The 19,442-nt window shown below is 72.5% G+C and carries 17 protein-coding genes; 6 read left to right on the plus strand and 11 right to left on the minus strand.

What is annotated here, in order from left to right; all coding sequences use genetic code 11:
* Positions 1-59 precede the first annotated feature (59 nt).
* Positions 60-500 carry an ATP-binding protein gene (locus ACFY61_RS28355; RefSeq protein ID WP_389476516.1) on the minus strand — a complete coding sequence of 147 codons (441 nt, stop codon included), beginning with the start codon at positions 498-500 and terminating at the stop codon, positions 60-62.
* A 78-nt stretch (positions 501-578) separates the two neighbouring features.
* Complete coding sequence (gene bldG / locus ACFY61_RS28360; RefSeq protein ID WP_389476518.1) at positions 579-920, minus strand: anti-sigma factor antagonist BldG; 342 nt, start codon at positions 918-920, stop codon at positions 579-581.
* Positions 921-1,001: 81 nt separating this feature from the next.
* Here bldG and ACFY61_RS28365 point away from each other — a divergent pair, with 81 nt between their 5' ends.
* Complete coding sequence (locus ACFY61_RS28365; RefSeq protein ID WP_389476520.1) at positions 1,002-3,455, plus strand: DEAD/DEAH box helicase; 2,454 nt, start codon at positions 1,002-1,004, stop codon at positions 3,453-3,455.
* On the opposite strand, the gene ACFY61_RS28370 is transcribed toward ACFY61_RS28365, so the two are convergent.
* The 7 genes from ACFY61_RS28370 to ssd are packed head-to-tail and all read right to left on the minus strand — an operon-like array spanning position 3,421 to position 8,214.
* Positions 3,421-3,780: an Rv3654c family TadE-like protein gene (locus ACFY61_RS28370; protein ID WP_389476522.1), complete on the minus strand. Its 360-nt coding sequence runs from the start codon at positions 3,778-3,780 to the stop codon at positions 3,421-3,423. The genes ACFY61_RS28365 and ACFY61_RS28370 overlap by 35 nt on opposite strands.
* A complete protein-coding gene (locus ACFY61_RS28375) occupies positions 3,777-4,106 on the minus strand; it encodes a TadE family type IV pilus minor pilin (RefSeq protein WP_389476524.1) in 330 nt (109 codons plus the stop codon). The genes ACFY61_RS28370 and ACFY61_RS28375 overlap by 4 nt, the downstream gene beginning before the upstream one ends.
* Before the next feature lie 28 nt (positions 4,107-4,134).
* Entirely contained in the window at positions 4,135-4,332 is a 198-nt protein-coding gene (locus ACFY61_RS28380) for a DUF4244 domain-containing protein (protein ID WP_389476526.1), read from the minus strand.
* 36 nt (positions 4,333-4,368) lie between these two features.
* The gene (locus ACFY61_RS28385) at positions 4,369-5,031 is read right to left on the minus strand and encodes a type II secretion system F family protein (protein ID WP_389476528.1); all 663 of its coding nucleotides are present in this window, start codon (positions 5,029-5,031) and stop codon (positions 4,369-4,371) included.
* Positions 5,031-5,906, minus strand: coding sequence for a type II secretion system F family protein (locus ACFY61_RS28390; protein WP_389476530.1), 876 nt, complete (start codon positions 5,904-5,906; stop codon positions 5,031-5,033). The genes ACFY61_RS28385 and ACFY61_RS28390 overlap by 1 nt, the downstream gene beginning before the upstream one ends.
* Positions 5,903-7,051 carry a TadA family conjugal transfer-associated ATPase gene (locus ACFY61_RS28395; protein WP_389476532.1) on the minus strand — a complete coding sequence of 383 codons (1,149 nt, stop codon included), beginning with the start codon at positions 7,049-7,051 and terminating at the stop codon, positions 5,903-5,905. The genes ACFY61_RS28390 and ACFY61_RS28395 overlap by 4 nt, the downstream gene beginning before the upstream one ends.
* The gene (gene ssd / locus ACFY61_RS28400) at positions 7,048-8,214 is read right to left on the minus strand and encodes a septum site-determining protein Ssd (protein WP_389476534.1); all 1,167 of its coding nucleotides are present in this window, start codon (positions 8,212-8,214) and stop codon (positions 7,048-7,050) included. Before ssd ends, ACFY61_RS28395 begins: the two co-directional genes overlap by 4 nt.
* A 452-nt stretch (positions 8,215-8,666) precedes the next feature.
* On the opposite strand from ssd, the gene ACFY61_RS28405 reads away from it, so the two are divergent.
* Positions 8,667-9,527, plus strand: coding sequence for an HAD family hydrolase (locus ACFY61_RS28405; RefSeq protein WP_389476536.1), 861 nt, complete (start codon positions 8,667-8,669; stop codon positions 9,525-9,527).
* Positions 9,528-9,953: 426 nt separating this feature from the next.
* Here the strand turns inward: ACFY61_RS28405 and ACFY61_RS28410 are convergent, their stop codons facing one another.
* Positions 9,954-10,775 carry an oxidoreductase gene (locus ACFY61_RS28410; RefSeq protein ID WP_389476538.1) on the minus strand — a complete coding sequence of 274 codons (822 nt, stop codon included), beginning with the start codon at positions 10,773-10,775 and terminating at the stop codon, positions 9,954-9,956.
* Between the two features lie 109 nt (positions 10,776-10,884).
* Here ACFY61_RS28410 and ACFY61_RS28415 point away from each other — a divergent pair, with 109 nt between their 5' ends.
* Positions 10,885-11,886, plus strand: a complete 1,002-nt coding sequence (locus ACFY61_RS28415) for an ATP-binding protein (protein ID WP_389476540.1) — start codon at positions 10,885-10,887, stop codon at positions 11,884-11,886.
* Here ACFY61_RS28415 and ACFY61_RS28420 read toward each other — a convergent pair.
* Positions 11,855-13,141 (minus strand): hypothetical protein, encoded by a 1,287-nt coding sequence (locus ACFY61_RS28420; protein ID WP_389476542.1) that lies wholly within the window; start codon positions 13,139-13,141, stop codon positions 11,855-11,857. The genes ACFY61_RS28415 and ACFY61_RS28420 overlap by 32 nt on opposite strands.
* Positions 13,142-13,369: 228 nt before the next feature.
* On the opposite strand from ACFY61_RS28420, the gene ACFY61_RS28425 reads away from it, so the two are divergent.
* From ACFY61_RS28425 to nhaA, 3 genes are all read left to right on the plus strand, one after another.
* Positions 13,370-15,643 (plus strand): SulP family inorganic anion transporter, encoded by a 2,274-nt coding sequence (locus ACFY61_RS28425; RefSeq protein ID WP_389476544.1) that lies wholly within the window; start codon positions 13,370-13,372, stop codon positions 15,641-15,643.
* A gap of 164 nt (positions 15,644-15,807) precedes the next feature.
* Positions 15,808-17,811: an acetate--CoA ligase gene (gene acs, locus ACFY61_RS28430; RefSeq protein ID WP_389476546.1), complete on the plus strand. Its 2,004-nt coding sequence runs from the start codon at positions 15,808-15,810 to the stop codon at positions 17,809-17,811.
* Positions 17,812-18,017: 206 nt separating this feature from the next.
* Complete coding sequence (nhaA, locus tag ACFY61_RS28435; protein ID WP_389476548.1) at positions 18,018-19,427, plus strand: Na+/H+ antiporter NhaA; 1,410 nt, start codon at positions 18,018-18,020, stop codon at positions 19,425-19,427.
* The last annotated feature ends 15 nt before the right edge of the window (positions 19,428-19,442 follow it).

Consider the following 19,442-nt stretch of genomic DNA (forward strand, 5'->3'; position numbering starts at 1 on the left):
TCGGCGAACACGAAAAAGGCCCTGCTCGGCAGGGCCTTGATCGGTTATTCGGATTTGATCTAAGCGTGATCGGAGATCCCACTGGCGGGCCAGCTCATACGGATCACTCCGCCCGCCTCGCCGGGGATCACCTCGACGTCGTCGACCAGCCCGCGGATCACCGCGAGGCCCATCTCGTCCTCGCCCTCGGTGTCGACGCCGGCGCCGGCGCCGGAAGCGCCCGCGTCGCCGGCGGAGCCGTCCGCGGTGGCCGGGACCCCGTCGCCGACCTCGATGGAGAACACCTTCTCCTCCTCGGTCAGCACCACGCGCACGGGGTCGTTCACGCCGCTCCCCCGGTGCAGCCCGACAGCACGCGAGCACGCCTCGCCGACGGCGAGGCGCACCTCGTCGAGCACTGCCTCCTCCACCCCGGCCCGGCGCGCCACGGCGGCCGCGACCAGTCGGGCCGTGCGGACGTGCTCGGGCTGAGCGCTGAAGCGGAGTTCAACGGTGGCCATGGCTCCCCCTCGGACTACGGGCGTGCGGACAGGGGTCCGGGCCCATGGCCCGGCCCCCGCTGGCTTGCGTCGGTGCCGTCAGTCCGTGGCGGCGACGGCGTCATCCACCGAGGTGTGGATCGGGAAGACCTTGGTGAGGCCGGTGATGCGGAAGATCTTCAGGATGCGCTCCTGGTTGCAGACCAGGCGCAGGGAGCCCTCGTGCGCACGGACGCGCTTGAGGCCTCCGACCAGCACACCCAGGCCGGTGGAGTCGAGGAAGTCCACTCGCTCCATGTCCACGACCAGGTGGTAGTTGCCGTCGTTCACCAACTCGACCAACTGCTCGCGCAGCTTGGGCGCGGTATACACATCAATCTCGCCACCGACCTCGACGACCGTACGGTCGCCGACAGTGCGAGTCGACAGGGACAGGTCCACGGATCCTCCAGCACCTTGCTATCGAGCGGCGCCCCCCAGGGGCCTCCCCACCCGAAGGTAGTGGAGGGATTGGCTGCCGCGATGGCATTCAATCACTTATCGGCAGGCGCGCACGACGCCTTGCGACCATTGTCCCCGACCGCAGTGACACACTCGGTGGCAATGGCCAAGACTCACCGCCCCGGTCGGCCCACGGCCCCCGGGGACCTCCGACCCACCCCCGGCACCGTCCTGGACCGGCTGGCCCAGGGGCCGGGCCGGGCTGCGCGCATCACCCATACGGAGCATCTGCCCCCTCGGGCGGGCCGTCATGCGGTCTGGCCCGACCGCATCCGAACGGATGTAGTAGCCGCCATCCGGGCGGCCGGGATCGAGCACCCGTGGGAGCACCAGGCCGCGGCCGCCGAGCACGCCCTCGACGGCGAGTCGGTGGTGGTCGCCACCGGCACCGCCTCCGGCAAGTCCCTCGCCTACCTGGCCCCCGTCCTGACCGCCCTCGCCGACGGCGCCGAGGCGCCCAACGGGCGCGGCACCACCGCCCTCTACCTCGCTCCGACCAAGGCCCTGGCCGCCGACCAGCGGCGGGCCGTCCGGGAGCTGGCCGCCCCGCTCGGCAACGCCGTCCGGCCCGCCGTCTACGACGGCGACACCCCGGTCGAGGAACGCGAATGGGTGCGCCAGTACGCCAACTACGTGCTCACCAACCCCGACATGCTGCACCGCGGGATACTCCCGGCCCACCCGCGCTGGTCCTCCTTCCTGCGCGCCCTGCGCTACGTCGTCATCGACGAGTGCCACACCTACCGCGGCGTCTTCGGCTCCCACGTGGCGCACGTCCTGCGCCGGCTGCGGCGGCTCTGCGCCCGCTACGGCGCGGACCCGGTCTTCCTGCTCGCCTCCGCCACCGCGAGCGACCCGGCGGGGACCGCGTCCCGCCTCACGGGCGTCCCGGTCACCGAGGTGGTGGACGACGCCTCCCCGCGCGGCGAGGTGGTCTTCGCCCTGTGGGAACCGCCGCTGACCGAGCTCACCGGCGAGAAGGGCGCCCCGGTGCGCCGCACCGCCACCGCCGAGACCGCCGACCTCCTCACCGACCTGGTCGTACAGGGCGTACGCACCGTCGCCTTCGTCCGCTCCCGGCGCGGCGCCGAGCTGATCGCCCTGATCACCCAGGAACGCCTCGCCGCGGTGGACCGCACCCTCCCCGGCCGGGTCGCCGCCTACCGGGGCGGCTACCTGCCCGAGGAGCGGCGCGCCCTGGAGCGGGCCCTGCACTCCGGGGAACTCCTGGGCCTGGCCGCGACGACCGCCCTGGAGCTCGGCGTGGACGTGTCCGGCCTGGACGCCGTCCTCATCACCGGCTACCCGGGTACCCGCGCCTCGCTCTGGCAGCAGGCCGGCCGGGCCGGACGCGCCGGCCAGGGCGCCCTGGCCGTGCTCGTCGCCCGCGACGACCCGCTGGACACCTACCTGGTGCACCATCCCGAGGCACTGTTCCGCAGGCCCGTGGAGGCCACCGTCCTCGATCCCGACAACCCGTACGTACTGGCCCCCCATCTGTGCGCGGCAGCCGCTGAGCTACCCCTGACCGAACCCGACCTGGCCCTCTTCGGGCCGGCCGCCCACGACCTCCTCCCCCAGCTCGAATCGGCGAAGCTGCTGCGCCGCCGCGCCACCGCCTGGCACTGGACCCGGCGGGAGCGGGCCGCCGACCTCGCCGACATCCGGGGCGGCGGCGGCCGCCCGGTGCAGATCGTCGAAGCGGACACCGGCCGGCTGCTCGGCACCGTCGACGAGGCCGCCTCGCACACCGCGGTGCACGACGGTGCCGTCCACCTCCACCAGGGCCGCACCTACCTGGTCAGGCACCTGGACCTGGGGGACTCCGTGGCGCTGGTCGAGGAAGCCGACCCGCCCTTCTCCACCACCGCCCGGGACACCACCTCCATCGCGATCCTGGACACCGAGACGGAGATCCCCTGGGGGGACGCCCGGCTCTGCTACGGCTCCGTCGAGGTCACCAACCAGGTCGTCTCCTACCTGCGGCGCAAGCTGCTCACCGGCGAGGTCCTCGGCGAGACCAAGCTGGACCTGCCGCCCCGGACCCTGCGCACCCGGGCCGTGTGGTGGACGGTCACCGAGGACCAGCTCGACGCGGCCCGGATCATCCCGGAGATCCTCGGCGGCTCCCTGCACGCCGCCGAGCACGCCTCCATCGGCCTGCTGCCCCTGTTCGCCACCTGCGACCGCTGGGACATCGGGGGTGTCTCGGTGCCGCTGCACCCGGACACCCTCCTGCCCACCGTGTTCGTCTACGACGGCCACCAGGGCGGAGCCGGCTTCGCCGAACGGGCCTTCCACACCGCCCGGACCTGGCTGACCGCGACCCGGGACGCGATCGCCGCCTGCGAGTGCGAGGACGGCTGCCCGTCCTGCATCCAGTCCCCCAAGTGCGGCAACGGCAACGACCCCCTCCACAAGCGGGGCGCCGTGCGCCTCCTCACCCGCCTTCTGGCGGGCGCCCCGGAGGGCTGACCGCCGGTCCGGCCCGGGCCCGTATCGAGGGATCGAACGGGCCCGCGGGAGCCCGGACCTCGACCTCCGCGACCTCGCCCAGGACCACGCACCCGGTGAGCACGGCGCCCTGCGCCCGAGCGACCCTGCGGGCCGCCGTGCAGGCGGGGCCCGGACCATGTGCCCAGGTCACCGCTGCGGCCAGGGCCGAGAGGTCCGCCACCGCGGCCGCGCGGTGCCGTGCCGTCAGCGCCTGCCCCAGCAGCAGCACGCCTCCGAACACCGTGCTCAGCACGACCGCCACCAGCGTCGCCCACACCGTGGCCGAGCCCCGGTCCCGGCTCATGGCGGCGGCCCCACGCTGTCCTCGGCGAGCGCCACCGCCGAGGCGCCCAGCCTGACCGGCAGACCGGCCGGCCCCGGTGCCGGCGCGGCCACGCGGACCCGCCACAGATCCCCCTCCCGGAGCAGCTCCACCTCCGCTCCCGCCGGGGCGGCCGCCGCGGCCGCGGCCCGCACCACCTCCGCCGGCTCGGACCGGGCCGCGGCACGGGCTCCCGCCCGGGCCGCGTCCACACATCTCATCTGCGCGGCCGCCGCCATCAGCGACCACACCAGCAGCGCAGCGAAAAGGACCAGCGCCGGAATGACCAGAGCCGCCTCCGCGGTCACATAACCGCCCTCGCGGCACCGCCGAAGATCAGAACGGCACATCGAGTGCCTTTCCGATGGTCGACTGGAGGGCCGTGGAGACGACTTCGCTCGTGACCACCTTGTACAGAACGGCCGCGAACGCACACGCCGCGATCGTGCCCATGGCGTATTCCGACGTCGACATTCCCGCGTCGTCGACCCGGCCCGCCAGGACGGCCTTCAGCCGAAACCAGATGATCCTCATGACAACCTCCTGTTGGTTTTTGTTGTTGATGTGGTTTCAGTTGCCGGAGAGCAGTCGGGAGGCCATTCCGATCACCACCGGAGCCACGCCGATCGCGAGAAACGCGGGCAGGAAACAGAGCCCGACCGGAGCGGTCACCCAAACCGCGGCCCGCTGCGCCGCGGCAGCCGCACGGCGGGCCCTTTCCTCACGCAGGGCGGACGCCAGTCTCGACACGGGATCGGCGGCCGGCGCCCCGGTCCTGGCGGCCCGTTCCAGGCAGTCCGCCAGCGGGGCGGCCCCGGGCACTTCCGCCAACCTGCCCCAGCAGGCGCCAGGTTCGCCGCCCAGCCGCAGCTCGGCCCCGGCCAGGGCGAGCCGGTCACCGACCGGGCCGCCAAGCGACTCCCCCACCACTTCCGCCGCCTCCACGGGCGCCGCCCCGGCGGCCAGGCACGCCGCCAGCAGGTCCGCCGCCAGGGGAAGCTGACGCTCCGCCTCCTTGGCCCCCACCTCAGGGGAGCGCCGGCTCCTCCGCCGCAGCCCCAGCCGGAGCCGCTCCCGTATCCGGCGCCGCTCGGGCGGCGCGCCGAGCAGCAGCGACACCCGCCGCCGCGCCGCGCGCCCCCGCATCCGGGCCGCGGCCCAGGACACGGCACAGCCGGCGGCCACCCCGAGCGCACATGCCGTCCCCAGCCTGTGGACCACCAGGTCGTCCATCAGCCCTCCCCCGCCCTCACGATGCGCCGGCACCACAGCAGTCCCAGCACCTCCAGCACTCCGCCGACGAGCAGGCAGCCCAGCCCCAGCGGGCTGTGCAGCAGAACCCGGAGCGGATCCGCGCCCAGCGCCGTTCCCATGAGCAGTCCCACCACGGGCAGCAGGGCCAGCACCACCGCGGTGGACCGGGCTCCCGCCAGCTGGGCCCGCAGGGTCTCCCGCCGGTCCCGCTCGGACCGCAGCGCCGCCTCGAGCCGCTCCAGGCCGGCCGCCAGACCCGCGCCCCCGTCCACCGAGACCCGCCAGCAGGCGGCCATGCCGGCCAGACCCTCCGCCCCCGGCGCACGGGCCGCCTCCCTGAGCGCGCCCGGGACGTCCCCGCCGAACGCGGCGGCCGCGAGCACCGCCGCCTCCTCCGCGCCCAGTGCCGTCGTACGGCGCAGCCCCGAACCCAGGGCCTGACCCGGTTGGGCACCGGCCCGCAACTCCCCCACCACCGCGCCGCACAGGGCCACCACCTCGGCCGCCCGGGCATCCCCCGCCCGCACCCGGGCCCGCACTCGCAGCCACCGCCGCACCACCGGCACCGCCAGCACCCCGACCACGAGGGGCAGTGGGGAGCCGCCCAGCAGCGCCACCAGCAGACCCGCCAGGACACAGCCCCACTCCGGCCAGCGGGACGCGCTCCGGTGCGCCAGCGGCAGCAAGGCGTCCCAGACCGGGACCCGCACCGGTTCCACAGGCCCGCCGCCCGCGAGGAGGACCCGGGCCCGCCCGGCCGACCGGCCGTCCCCGGCCAGCAGCCACGCCGCCGCAGCCGCGCACAGCACCGCACCGAACACCGGCAGCGGCAGGGCCGGCACGGTCCCGCTCACCGCAGGCCCCCGAGCAGGGGCCGCAGCCGCTCCCAGCCGCGCTCCCGTACGAATCCCCGGGCGGCCCAGCGCAGCGCCGGGACGGTGACCACCAACCCGGTCGGGTCGCGTTCCAGTACGTGCACCTCGGCCACCCGGCGGCGGCCGTCCCGGTCCCGGGCCAGGTGGATCACCAGGTCCAGGGCGGCCGCCAGCTGACTGTGCAGCGCGGCCCGGTCGAGGCCCGCCGCGGAACCCAGCGCCTCCAGCCGGGCCGGCACGTGCGCCGCGGCGTTCGCGTGCACGGTCCCGCAACCGCCTTCGTGCCCGGTGTTCAGGGCGGCCAGCAGGTCGGCCACCTCGGCCCCGCGCACCTCGCCGACCACGAGCCGGTCGGGCCGCATGCGGAGTGCCTGGCGGACCAGGTCGGCCAGGGTGACCAGGCCGGCCCCCTCCTGGTTGGCCGGCCGGCTCTCCAGTCGCACCACGTGCGGGTGGTCCGGGCGGAGTTCGGCGGAGTCCTCGGCGAGGACGATCCGCTCCCCGGGCCCCACCAGCCCCAGCAGCGAACTGAGCAGGGTGGTCTTGCCCGTTCCGGTCCCACCGGAGATCAGGAAGGACAGCCGGGCCTCCACCACGGCCCGCAGCACACGGCGCCCGCCCGGCGGCAGCGTTCCCGCTTCCGTCAGCTCCTCCAGGGTGAACGCCCGGGGCCGCACCACGCGCAGGGAGAGGCAGGCGGATCCGACGGCGACCGGGGGCAGCACCGCGTGCAGCCTCGTGCCGTCGGGCATCCGGGCGTCCACCCAGGGCCGGGCGTCGTCCAGCCGCCGCCCGGCGACCGCGGCGAGCCGCTGCGCCAGCCTGCGCACCGCGTCCCCGTCGGTGAAGGTGACGCCGGTGAGCTCCAGGCCGGCGCCGCGGTCCACCCACACCCGGTCGGGGGCCGCCACGAGCACGTCGGTGACAGCGGGATCGGCGAGCAGCGACTCCAGCGGCCCGGCACCCACCAGCTCGGACCGCAGCTCGGCCGCCGCACCCAGTACTTCTGCGTCACCCAGCAGTCGTCCCTGAGCCCGCAGCACGGCCGCGACCCTGGCCGGAGTGGGATCCGCACCGCTCTCCGCCAACCGGGCCCGGACCGTGTCCAGCAGCCTCGCGCTCATGACGGCACCCCTTGGCCGCCGCCCAGCGCCCGCCTCCAGAACACGTCACAGAACCGGGCCAGCGGCCCCCACGCGAAGGTGCCCGGCGGCTCGCCGCGGGCCAGCCACTCCGAGACGCCCAGCTCCACCGGCATCTCGCCGGCGAGCGGCACCCTCAGCAGCCCCGCGACCTCGTCCGCGTCCAACTCGCCGGCGAGTCTGGCCCGGACCACCAGCCGCAGGTCGCGAGCCACGCCTTCCAGCGCGTCGGCGACCCTGCTGGCGGCGGCGACCGCGCGCAGTTCGACAGGAACCACCATCAGGACCAGGTCGAGCTGGGCGAGGGCCTCCACGGCCACCTCGTCCACCCGGCGGGGCAGGTCCACGACCACGACCCCGCCGCGGCGCCGGGCCGCGGCCATCACCGAACGCATCGCGGCGGGCGGCACCACCACGCGTTTGCCCCTGTCCCAGCTGAGAAGGCGCAGCGCGTGGAGTTCCGGGAGGGACTCCTCGAGGGCGCCGGCGCCGACCCGGCCCCGGGAGGCGGCGAAGTCCGGCCAGCGCAGCCCCTCGGCGCCCTCACCGCCGAGCAGGACGTCGAGCCCTCCGCCGAACGGGTCGCCGTCGATGAGCATGGTGCGTTCGCCGGACCGGGCCGCGGAGACGGCGAGGGCGCAGGCCAGGGTGGAAGCCCCGGCGCCGCCGCTGCCCCCGATCACCCCCACGCTGAGGGCGGGCCTGGCGGCCCCTTCCGCCACGTCGGCGATGCGGTCGACCAGCCAGCTCTCCCACTCGGGCAGCCACAGCACCTGCTCGGCGCCGATCTCCACCGCCCGCCGCCAAACGTCCGGATCGTCGGTGTCGCGCCCCTCGGAACGTCCGACGAGGAACACCCCGCCGCGCCGGGGGGCCCCGGCCACCCGGGCGGCGGCGTCCTCCCCGACCAGCACGAGCGGCGGTTCCCTCCAGCCCGGGCCTCCGGGCCCCGCACCGCCCGCCCCACCCGTCCCGGCGGCCGCGGTTTGCTCGGGCACCGCATGGTGCACCCGCGGATCGGCGCCGGCGGCCGCGCACAACCGCAGCAGGTCGTCGAGCAGCACCGGGTCCTCGGTGATGATCAGCGGCTTGCCCGCAGCGGGCAGCGGCGGCTCCGGCAGTTCGCGGGACATGGTTCCGGCCACGATCTCCGCCCCCTTCTCACTTCAAATCCGTGAACCGCGGACTTCGCGGTCGGAATCACCGTGGCCGAACCCGCGAAAAGAAGTGGATCTTGGTGGAGAACTGTGGATTCCGCATCCCCTGTGAATATTCCGGTCACCCCTCCAGGTGACTTCCCGAGCGCGCCGGAACAACTACGGAGAGTCACGAGTCTGGGAAGGGTGAGGGCCCGCATCGAAGGGCTCAGCGGAAGAGGAGGGGCCATGAAACGGATCACCGGAGACCGGAGGGCGAGCTGTCAACCGCGTCCGGACATGCGACGACCCCCGCCGGGGGGGAGAGCGGGGGTCGTCCCCACGGCCGACTCGGGGGGGGAGGAGTCGGACCGGGTTAGCACGGTCGCGAACGATCCGTGACTTCCATGGTGTACCCGAGAGCGTTCTCAGGCAAACCCACACGCCACACCTTACGCCGAATGGTGGGCGCATATGCTCGGGGCGTGGAAAACCAGTCCTTGCCGCACTCCATGCCTCGCACTGCCGCCTTCTTCGACCTGGACAAGACGGTCATTGCGAAGTCGAGCACTCTCACGTTCAGCAAGTCCTTCTACCAGGGCGGCCTGATCAACCGGCGGGCGGTACTGCGCACCGCGTACACCCAGTTCATCTTCCTGGCCGGCGGCGCCGACCACGACCAGATGGAGCGGATGAGGGAGTACCTCTCCGCCCTCTGCAAGGGGTGGAACGTCCAGCAGGTGAAGGAGATCGTCGCCGAAGCGCTGCACGACCTCATCGACCCGATCATCTACGACGAGGCCGCCTCCCTGATCGAGGCCCACCACACCGCGGGCCGGGACGTGGTCATCGTGTCGACCTCGGGTGCCGAAGTCGTCGAACCCATCGGCGAGATGCTCGGCGCCGACCGGGTCGTGGCCACCCGGATGGTGGTCGGCGAGGACGGCTGCTTCACCGGGGAGATCGAGTACTACGCCTACGGCCCGACCAAGGCGGAGGCGGTGCGCCAGCTGGCCGAGTCGGAGGGCTACGACCTGGCCCGCTGCTACGCGTACAGCGACTCGATCACGGACGTGCCGATGCTGGAGGCGGTCGGCCACCCGCACGCGGTCAACCCCGACCGGGCGCTGCGCCGCGAGGCCGTGGCACGGGAGTGGCCGGTGCTGGTGTTCAACCGCCCGGTCCGGCTGAAGCAGCGCCTGCCCGGGCTCTCGATGCCCGCTCGCCCGGCGCTGATCGCGGCCGCCGCCGTGGGCGCGGCCGCAGCCACGGCGGGGCTGGTCTGGTACGCGAGCAGGCGCCGGGCACACGCCCTCGCCTGACCGTCCCGGGCCGTCCGGGCCGCGATCGCGGCCCGGCTCGCCTTCCCAGGCCCGGGCGCACCTCGGCCGTCCGTTTCGCCCCAAAAGGCCCCTGAAAGTAAAGATCTACAGCCAGGGGTTCCACTTCCTCCCGGTTGGAGGTACAAAGGAGTCACGGCCCGCGAGACCTGGAGAACATCCGAGAGGATCATCTTTAGAACGCAGCAAGGCCCCACGGACCGAAGCATGAACGCCTAGCACCCACGCGACGTCGACCCGTCGATTACGGGCCAGCCACACCAGGTGAGCGGGCAGAGTTCCCGACCTGATGGGCAACCATCGAGGACGCTTGGTAACTGGGCGGGAATGCCAGCGGCGACACCATGAGCAGTACGGTGTCGCCGCAACCCTTTGCCGGGCCGGTTCCCCGGCCCGGACGCCGCCCCGTCAGGCCGCGCCGCGCTGGAGCGCCTCGCAGACCGCCGTGGACTCGCGCACGCCGAGCTCGACCGCCCGCCCGCAGTGCGCGATCCAGCCGGCCACTCCCTCGGGGGTACCGGACACGTATCCCTCCAGGGCCGCGAGGTAGGCCTCGGCACCCAGCTCGGCGTGGCCGACCTCGGCCGGGCAGATGGCCTTGGGGTCCAGACCGCTGTTGATCAGGACGATGCGCTCGGCGGCCCGCGCCACCACGCCGTTGTACGAACCGAACGGCCGCAGGGCCAGCAGCTCTCCGTGCACCACCGCGGCCGTGACCAGCGCCGGAGCGGATCCCCCGGCGATCACCAGCCGGGACAGACCGTCCAGCCGGCCCGCGACCTCCTCCGCGCTCGGCAGCGGCAGGCCCACCAGCGGCTCGTCCACCGTCTCCCCGGCCCGCCGGGGCCGTCCCACCGCGTCCCCGGGCACGGCGGAGCCCGCCGCCACCAGGTGCAGCCGGGCCAGCACCCGCAGCGGGGACTGCCGCCAGATGCTCAGCAGCTGGCCCGCCTCCGCGGTCAGCCGCAGCGCGGCACCCACGGTCCGGGCCTCCGGTTCCAGCCCGAAGTCGGTGCGCCGGCGGACCTCCTCCAACGCCCAGTCGGCGCCCGACAGCGCGGCACTGCCGCGCGCCCCGCGCAGCGCGGCCTCGGACGAGACCTCCGTGCTCCGGCGGCGCATCACACGGTGCCCGTAGACCCGGTCGACGGCCTTGCGGACGGACTCCACGGAGTCCGCGACGCCCGGAAGGCCCGCGAGGGCGGCGAGCGGATCGGCTGACGTACTCATAAGTAAGGAGCCTACGCACTGCACACCCGTAGCACCGACCCCACGATCGAGTGGTCTTCTTCACTCACCTCGACCATATACGGCGATCGTCAGACTACTCTAGGTGAACATGAAGATCGCTTTCGTAGGGAAGGGCGGCAGCGGCAAGACCACGCTGTCCTCCCTCTTCATCCGCCACCTCGCCGCCGCCGAGGCCCCCGTCGTCGCTGTGGACGCCGACATCAACCAGCACCTCGGGACCGCGCTCGGACTCACCGAGGAGGAGTCCGCCGCGCTGCCTGCCATGGGAGCGCAACTCCCCCTGATCAAGGAGTACCTGCGGGGCTCGAACCCCCGGATCGCCTCGGCCGAGTCGATGATCAAGACCACTCCGCCCGGAGCCGGATCCCGGCTGCTGCGGGTACGCGAGGACAACCCGGTCTACGACGCCTGCGCCCGGCGGGTGGCCCTCGACGGGCAGCCGGTCCGGCTCATGGCCACGGGACCGTTCACCGAGTCCGACCTGGGCGTGGCCTGCTACCACTCCAAGGTGGGAGCGGTCGAACTGTGCCTGAACCACCTGGTCGACGGGCCGGACGAGTACGTGGTCGTCGACATGACCGCCGGCTCGGACTCCTTCGCCTCGGGCATGTTCACCCGGTTCGACATGACCTTCCTGGTGGCCGAGCCCACCCGCAAGGGCGTCTCGGTCTACCGCCAGTACAAGGAGTACGCGCGGGACTTCGGCGTGGCGCTGAAGGTGGTCGGAAACAAGGTGCAGGGCACGGACGACGTGGACTTCCTGCGCTCCGAGGTCGGCGAGGACCTGCTGGTCACGGTCGGGCACTCGGACTGGGTGCGGGCGATGGAGAAGGGACGGCCGGAGCGCTTCGAGCAGCTGGAGGCGGGCAACCGGGCCGCGCTGCGGACCCTGCAGGACGCGGCCGACGAGTCGTACGCGCGGCGGGACTGGGTGCGTTACACCGAGCAGATGGTGCACTTCCACCTGAGGAACGCCGAGAGCTGGGGGAACGCGAAGACCGGGGTCGACCTGGCGGGGCAGGTCGACCCCTCGTTCGTGCTCGGGGAGCAGAGGGGCGCTACTCCTCGTCCGTCTCCTCAGCCTGCGTGACCCCCTCGGGCGCCGTGGGAGCGGACGCGGCCGGCGAGGGCGCCGGTCCGGTGGTCAGGAACCTGGCCCAACCCTCCTTCGGCGCCTCGCCGACGTCCAGCGTGCGCATCCACTCCACGGTCTTCGGGTCCTGCGCGTCCAGCCAGTCGACCAGCTCACGGAAGGGCACGCAGCGGACCTCCGGCTGGACGCAGACGAACTTGATCGTCTCCTCGATGGCGCGCATGTAGGTGCCGCCGTTCCAGGACTCGAAGTGGTTGCCGATGACGAGCGGCGCCCGGTTGCCCCGGTAGGCCCGGTCGAAGGCCTGGATCAGGCCGTCGCGCATCTGGTTCCCCCAGTAGGCGTGTTGGGAGGGGTCGCCCTGGGAGGTCGTCCCGGACTGGTTGACCATGAAGTTGTAGTCCATGCTCAGCGTCTCGAAGGCCCGCCCGGGGATGGGGACGAGCTGCAGGGGGATGTCCCAGAGGCCGTCCGTCTTCTTCGGCCACTTCTGCTTGCTGATGCCGCTGGAGTCGTAGCGGAACCCGCCCATGCTCTTCGCCGCCAGCATGAAGTTCTTCTGGCCTTCGAGGCAGGGGGTGCGGGCGCCGATGAGCTCCTTGTCGTAGTCGAAGGGGAGCGCCTTCTCCTGCTGCAGGCCCGCGTTGGTCTTCCAGTTCTTGACGAAGGCCTTGGCCTGCCGGATCTCGCTCTTCCAGTCGTCCACCGACCAGGTGCCGACCCCGCCGTCCGGGCCGCAGAAGTGGCCGTTGAAGTGGGTGCCGATCTCGTTGCCCTCCAGCCAGGCCTCGCGGATCTGGGTGGCGGTGTCCTTGATGCCCTGCGGGTCCCCGAACCCGATGTCGGACCGGCCGGGTTCGTGCTGCGGGCCGGTGTAGAGCGAACGCTTCTCCTCCGGGAGCATGTAGACCCCGCTGAGGAAGTACGTCATCCGGGCGTTGTACTTCCTGCCGACCCCGCGGAAGTGCGAGAACAGCTTCTGGCTGTCCTCGCCGGCCCCGTCCCAGGAGAACACCACGAACTGCGGGGGCTTCTCCCCGGGCCCGAGCCTGCGCGGCTTCTGCACGTTCGGCTGCGGGCCGGTGTACGACGTGGAGCCGTCGCCGATGAGGCGGAGCACGCTGCCGGGGGCCTCCGGCGCGGCGGCGCCCGGCGCGGCCTTCGGGGACCGCTCCGAGGTGCAGCCCGCGACGCCCAGGACCAGCGCCGTGGCAACCAGGCCGCCGGCGATCTTCTTGTTGACGGCCTTCATCCGCCCGCCTCTCCTCGCTGGTGCTGCTTCCGCGCCGCAACGTCCCACGCGGGCATCTTTGAGGAAGGTGTGACAAGCCGTACAAAATGCTTAATCACTCTTGAGGGGGAAGCTTTAAGCCATTTGCCCGTTATGAGCAGCGCCCGTCTTTACTCTCCATTACCATCCATTTACCGAGTGTTGAGACTCCCGCCGCTCCACCCTCCCTGACCAGAGGAGACGGGACTTATGACCAACCCCCGCACCGCAGACCTCTCCGCATCCATCTCCGTCTTTCTGATCGCACTGCCGCTCTCGCTCGGCATCGCCCTGGCCACCGGCGCCCCGCTGCAGGCGGGCCTGGTGGCCGCGGCCGTCGGCGGCATCGTGGCCGCGCGGTTGGGCGGCGCGCCACTCCAGGTGAGCGGCCCGGCGGCCGGTCTCACCGTCGTCACGGCGGAACTGATCCAGCGTTACGGCTGGCGCACCACCTGTGCGATCACCGTGATGGCCGGGGTGTGCCAGCTCGGGCTCGCCGCCCTGCGGACCGCCCGGTCCGCGCTGATGGTCAGCCCCGCCATCGTGCACGGCATGCTCGCCGGCATCGGCGTGACCATCGCCCTGGCCCAGCTGCACATCGTGCTGGGAGGCACCCCGCAGAGCTCCGCCATCGACAACGTCCTCGGGCTGCCGGGACAGTTGGCCGACCCGCACCCCGCGGCGCTGGCCGTCAGCGCGCTCACGCTGGTCGTCCTGCTCGGCTGGCCGCGGCTGCCGGGCCGGGCGGGCGCCCTGCTGCGCAAGATCCCTCCGGCGCTCGCCGCGGTGGCGTCGGCCACCGCCATGGCCGCCCTGGCCGGGCTCGCGCTGCCCCGGGTCGACCTGCCGTCCTGGCGCAGCCACGCGCTCCCCGAGCTGCCTGAGGGCCCCGTCCTGGGGCTCATCGCCGCCGTACTGACGATCACCCTGGTGGGAAGCGTCGAATCGCTGCTGTCCGCCGTGGCCCTCGACAAGCTCATCGCGAGCGAACGCGGCACGGAGCGGCCGCCGCGCGCCGACCTCGACCGCGAACTCCGCGGCCAGGGTGCGGCGAACATCGTCTCCGGCGCGCTCGGCGGGCTGCCCGTCACCGGTGTGGCGGTACGCAGCGTGGCGAACGTCAAGTCCGGTGCGGTCAGCCGCAGGTCGTCGATGATGCACGGGCTGTGGATCGTGCTGGCGGCCGCGCTGCTGGTGCCGGTGCTGGACCTGATCCCGCTGGCGGCCCTGGCCGCGCTGGTGATGGCGGTCGGCGTGCAGATGGTCAACATCACCCACATGCGCAACGTCACCCGGCACCGCGAGATCGTGGTCTACCTGACGACCGTGGTCGCCGTGGTGCTGGGCGGGGTGCTGGAGGGCGTCGCGATCGGCATCGCCGTGGCCGTGGCAGTGGCGCTGCACCGGCTGGCCCGGACCCGCATCACCGTGACGGAGGAAGGGGACGGCCACCGGGTCCATGCGCGCGGGCAGTTGACCTTCCTCGCGGTGCCCCGGCTGAGCCGGGAGCTGAGCCAGATCCCGCCCCGCGGGCACGTGGTGATCGAGCTCGACGGCTCGTTCATGGACCACGCCGCGTACGAGACGCTGCACGACTGGCAGGAATCCCATGTGGCGCACGGCGGTGCGGTGGAGATCGCCGGCCGGTCCGGGCTGCGGCCGGGCGAGAACCAGCCGAACGGCGCGGGGCGCGGCGCCCACCAGTGCTGCCGGCCCTGGACCCCATGGCAGAACCACTGCGACCAGCAGCTGGCCGAGCCGTCCCCCGAGGACCGGCCGGTGCGCGGCGCCGAGCGGCTGGCCAGCGGGATCAGCGCCTTCCAGCGGGACACCGCGCCCCACGTGCGGGGCGAGCTGGCACGGCTCGCGCGCGAGGGGCAGCAGCCTTCGCAGCTGTTCCTGACCTGTGCGGACTCCCGGCTGGTGACGAGCATGATCACGTCGAGCGGACCCGGTGACCTGTTCACCGTCCGCAACGTGGGCAACCTGGTGCCGCTGCCGGGCGTCGAGTCCGGTGACGACTCGGTCGCGGCGGCCATCGAGTACGCCGTGGACGTGCTCAAGGTCGACAGCATCACGGTGTGCGGGCACTCCGGTTGCGGGGCCATGCAGGCCCTGCTCAACGCTTCTCCCGAGATGCCGGACACGCCGCTGGGGCGCTGGCTGCGGCACGGACGGCCGAGCCTGGAGCGGATGGCCAGCCGCCACCACCCCTGGGCGCGGATCGCGGGCCGGCTCCCGGCCGACGCGGTCGAGCAGCTGTGCCTGACGAACGTGGTCCAGCAGCTGGAGCACCTGCGCGCGCACGAGTCGGTGGCCCGCAGGTTGGCCGAGGGCACGCTGGAACTGCACGGGATGTACTTCCACGTGGGCGAGGCCCAGGCCTACCTGCTCTCCGAGGGCAGGGACTTCTTCGACTGCCGGGTGTTCGACAGTGTGGTTCCGGCCGAGCGCAGCCAGTCGCCGGCGCCGGCCCACGCCTGAACCGCTACGCTCCGGTATCCGTGCCACCGTATGGCCCCTTCCCGCGCGCCGTGTCGCGGGAGGGGGCCATCCACGTCTGGAAGCGGTGTCCGGAAGGATCCGGCCGAAGGCCTACAGGTCTAAACCAATTTTCGGTTACCCCTTGTCACCTGGCCTTCCGCCTGATGAGCTATGCCGGGGACACAACGGACACCCTGGGAAAGGGAGATGTCGTGAGCAACGAGAGCCTGGCCAACCTGCTGAAGGAGGAGCGGCGGTTCGCGCCGCCCGCCGAGCTGGCCGCCGCCGCGAACGTCACCGCGCGGGCCTACGAACAGGCGGACGCTGACAGGCTGGGCTTCTGGGCCGAGCAGGCCCGGCGGCTGACCTGGGCCACCGAGCCGACCGAGACGCTCGACTGGACCAACCCGCCCTTCGCGAAGTGGTTCGCGGACGGCACCCTGAACGTGGCGTACAACTGCGTGGACCGCCACGTGGAGGCCGGCCACGGGGACCGGGTCGCCATCCACTTCGAGGGCGAGCCGGGCGACAGCCGTTCCCTCACCTACGCCCAGCTCAAGGACGAGGTCTCCCGGGCCGCCAACGCCCTGACCGAACTCGGCGTGCAGGCCGGCGACCGGGTGGCCGTCTACCTCCCGATGATCCCCGAGGCGGTCGTGGCGATGCTCGCCTGCGCCCGGATCGGCGCCGCCCACTCCGTGGTCTTCGGCGGCTTCTCCGCCGACGCCGTCGCCTCCCGCATCCAGGACGCCGACGCCAAGCTGGTCATCACCGCGGACGGCGGCTACCGCCGCGGCAAGCCCAGCGCGCTGAAGCCGGCCATCGACGAGGCCGTCGCCAAGTGCCCGCAGGTCAAGAACGTGCTCGTGGTGCGCCGCACCGGGCAGGAGACCGAGTTCACCGAGGGCCGGGACATCTGGTGGCACGAGCTGGTCGGCCGTCAGTCCACCCAGCACACCCCGGAGGCCTTCGGGGCCGAGCACCCGCTGTTCATCCTCTACACCTCGGGGACGACGGGTAAGCCCAAGGGCATCCTGCACACCTCCGGCGGCTACCTCACCCAGGTGGCCTACACCCATCACGCGGTCTTCGACCTCAAGCCGGAGTCCGACGTCTACTGGTGCACCGCCGACATCGGCTGGGTGACAGGCCACTCCTACATCGTCTACGGGCCGCTCGCCAACGGCGCCACCCAGGTCATGTACGAGGGCACGCCGGACACGCCGCACCAGGGCCGGTTCTGGGAGGTCGTGCAGAAGTACGGCGTCACCATCCTCTACACCGCGCCGACGGCCATCCGGACGTTCATGAAGTGGGGCGACGACATCCCCGCCAAGTTCGACCTGTCCTCCCTGCGCGTGCTCGGCTCGGTCGGCGAGCCGATCAACCCCGAGGCCTGGATCTGGTACCGCAAGCACATCGGCGGCGACCGCTGCCCGGTCGTGGACACCTGGTGGCAGACCGAGACCGGCGCCATGATGATCTCCCCGCTCCCGGGCGTGACCGAGGCCAAGCCCGGTTCGGCCCAGCGCCCGCTGCCCGGCATCGCGGCCACCGTGGTGGACGACGAGGCCAGCGAGGTCCCCAACGGCGGTGGCGGCTACCTGGTGCTGACCGAGCCGTGGCCGTCCATGCTGCGCACCATCTGGGGTGACGACCAGCGGTTCATCGACACCTACTGGTCCCGTTTCGAGGGGAAGTACTTCGCGGGCGACGGTGCCAAGAGGGACGACGACGGCGACATCTGGCTGCTCGGCCGGGTGGACGACGTGATGCTGGTGTCCGGTCACAACATCTCGACCACCGAGGTGGAGTCGGCCCTGGTCTCGCACCCCTCGGTCGCCGAGGCGGCCGTGGTCGGCGCCTCCGACGAGACCACCGGTCAGGCCATCGTCGCGTTCGTCATCCTGCGCGGTTCCGCCTCCGAGAACGAGTCCCTCGTCGCCGACCTGCGCAACCACGTGGGCTCCACGCTCGGCCCGATCGCCAAGCCGAAGCGGATCCTGCCGGTCGCCGAGCTGCCCAAGACCCGGTCCGGCAAGATCATGCGCCGGCTGCTGCGCGACGTGGCCGAGAACCGCGAGCTGGGCGACGTCACCACGCTGACCGACTCCTCCGTGATGGACCTGATCCAGACCAAGCTGCCCAGCGCCTCCAGCGAGGACTGATCGGCCCGCGGGGCGACGCGTCCCGCGCGAGGGGCATCCGGCGACCGTGCCGGGTGCCCCTTTTGTGCGTAAAGTGTGATCACCGCACCGCTTCGAGCTACACCGTGTAAAGTATTGAATGCGTAAATAGTTCATGGGGTGTGCCGGGAAGTCTGGTCGGCAAAACGATTCGTCATGTCGTCGTCCGACCGACCGGAGGTGTCCCCGTGGCCGCGCCCACCCCCACCGACTCCCAGCGCCACAAGCTCCTCGGACGGCTCTCGCTGCCCGAGCGCCAGTACGTCGCCGACGCCCTGCGCGCCGAGACCGTCGGTGGTGTGATCCTCCTCGTGGCCGCGATCGCCGCACTCGTCTGGGCGAACACCCCCGGGATCAGCGACAGCTACCCGGCGGTCCGGGACTTCCACATCGGTCCCGCGGCCCTGGGCCTCGACCTGTCGATCCAGCACTGGGCCGCCGACGGCCTGCTCGCCGTGTTCTTCTTCGTGGCCGGCATCGAGCTCAAGCGCGAGCTCGTCGCCGGCGACCTGCGCGACCCCAAGGCGGCCGCCCTGCCCGTCATCGCCGCCCTCTGCGGCATGGTCGTACCGGCCCTCGTCTACACCGTGGTCAACCAGCTGGGCGGCGGCTCACTGGGCGGCTGGGCCGTCCCCACCGCCACCGACATCGCCTTCGCCCTCGCCGTCCTCGCGGTGATCGGCACCTCCCTGCCCTCGGCCCTGCGCGCCTTCCTGCTCACCCTGGCCGTGGTCGACGACCTCTTCGCGATCGTCATCATCGCGGTGTTCTTCACCAACGAGATCGACTTCCCGGCGCTCGGCGGCGCCGTCGCCGGCCTGGTCCTCTTCTGGTTCCTGCTGCGCCTGAACGTCCGCGGCTGGTACGTCTACGTCCCGCTCGCCCTGGTCGTCTGGGCCCTGATGTACAACAGCGGCGTCCACGCCACCATCGCGGGCGTCGCCATGGGCCTGATGCTCCGCTGCACCCGCCGGGAGGGCGAGCAGCACTCCCCGGGCGAGCACATCGAGCACCTGGTCCGGCCGCTGTCCGCCGGTCTCGCGGTCCCCCTGTTCGCCCTGTTCTCCGCCGGCGTGTCCCTGTCCGACGAGGCCATCGCCCACGTCTTCACCCGCCCCGAGACCCTCGGCGTGGTCCTCGGCCTGGTCGTCGGCAAGACGCTGGGCATCTTCGGCGGCACCTGGCTGGCGGCCCGCTTCACCAGGGCCGAACTCAACGAGGACCTCGCCTGGCCGGACGTCCTCGCCGTGGCCTCGCTGGCCGGCATCGGCTTCACCGTCTCCCTGCTGATCGGCGAACTCGCCTTCGCCGGCGACGCCGGGCTCACCGAGGAGGTCAAGGCAGCGGTGCTGATCGGCTCCCTGATCGCGGCCGTCGTCGCCTGCGTCCTCCTCAAGCTGCGCGACCGCAAGTACCGTGCCCTGACCGAGGCCGAGGAGCGCGACGACGACCTCGACGGCGTCCCGGACGTCTACGAGGAGCACACTGCCGGGTACCACCTGCGGATGGCGAAGATCTACGAGGAGAAGGCCGCCGAGCACCGGCGCCGGGCCGAAGCGGCGGCCGGGTCGGACACCGACAGCGGTCGTCCGGCATGATCTGAGTGACGACAG

This window comes from Streptomyces sp. NPDC012888, assembly GCF_042900645.1.
Classification (GTDB): Bacteria; Actinomycetota; Actinomycetes; order Streptomycetales; family Streptomycetaceae; genus Streptomyces.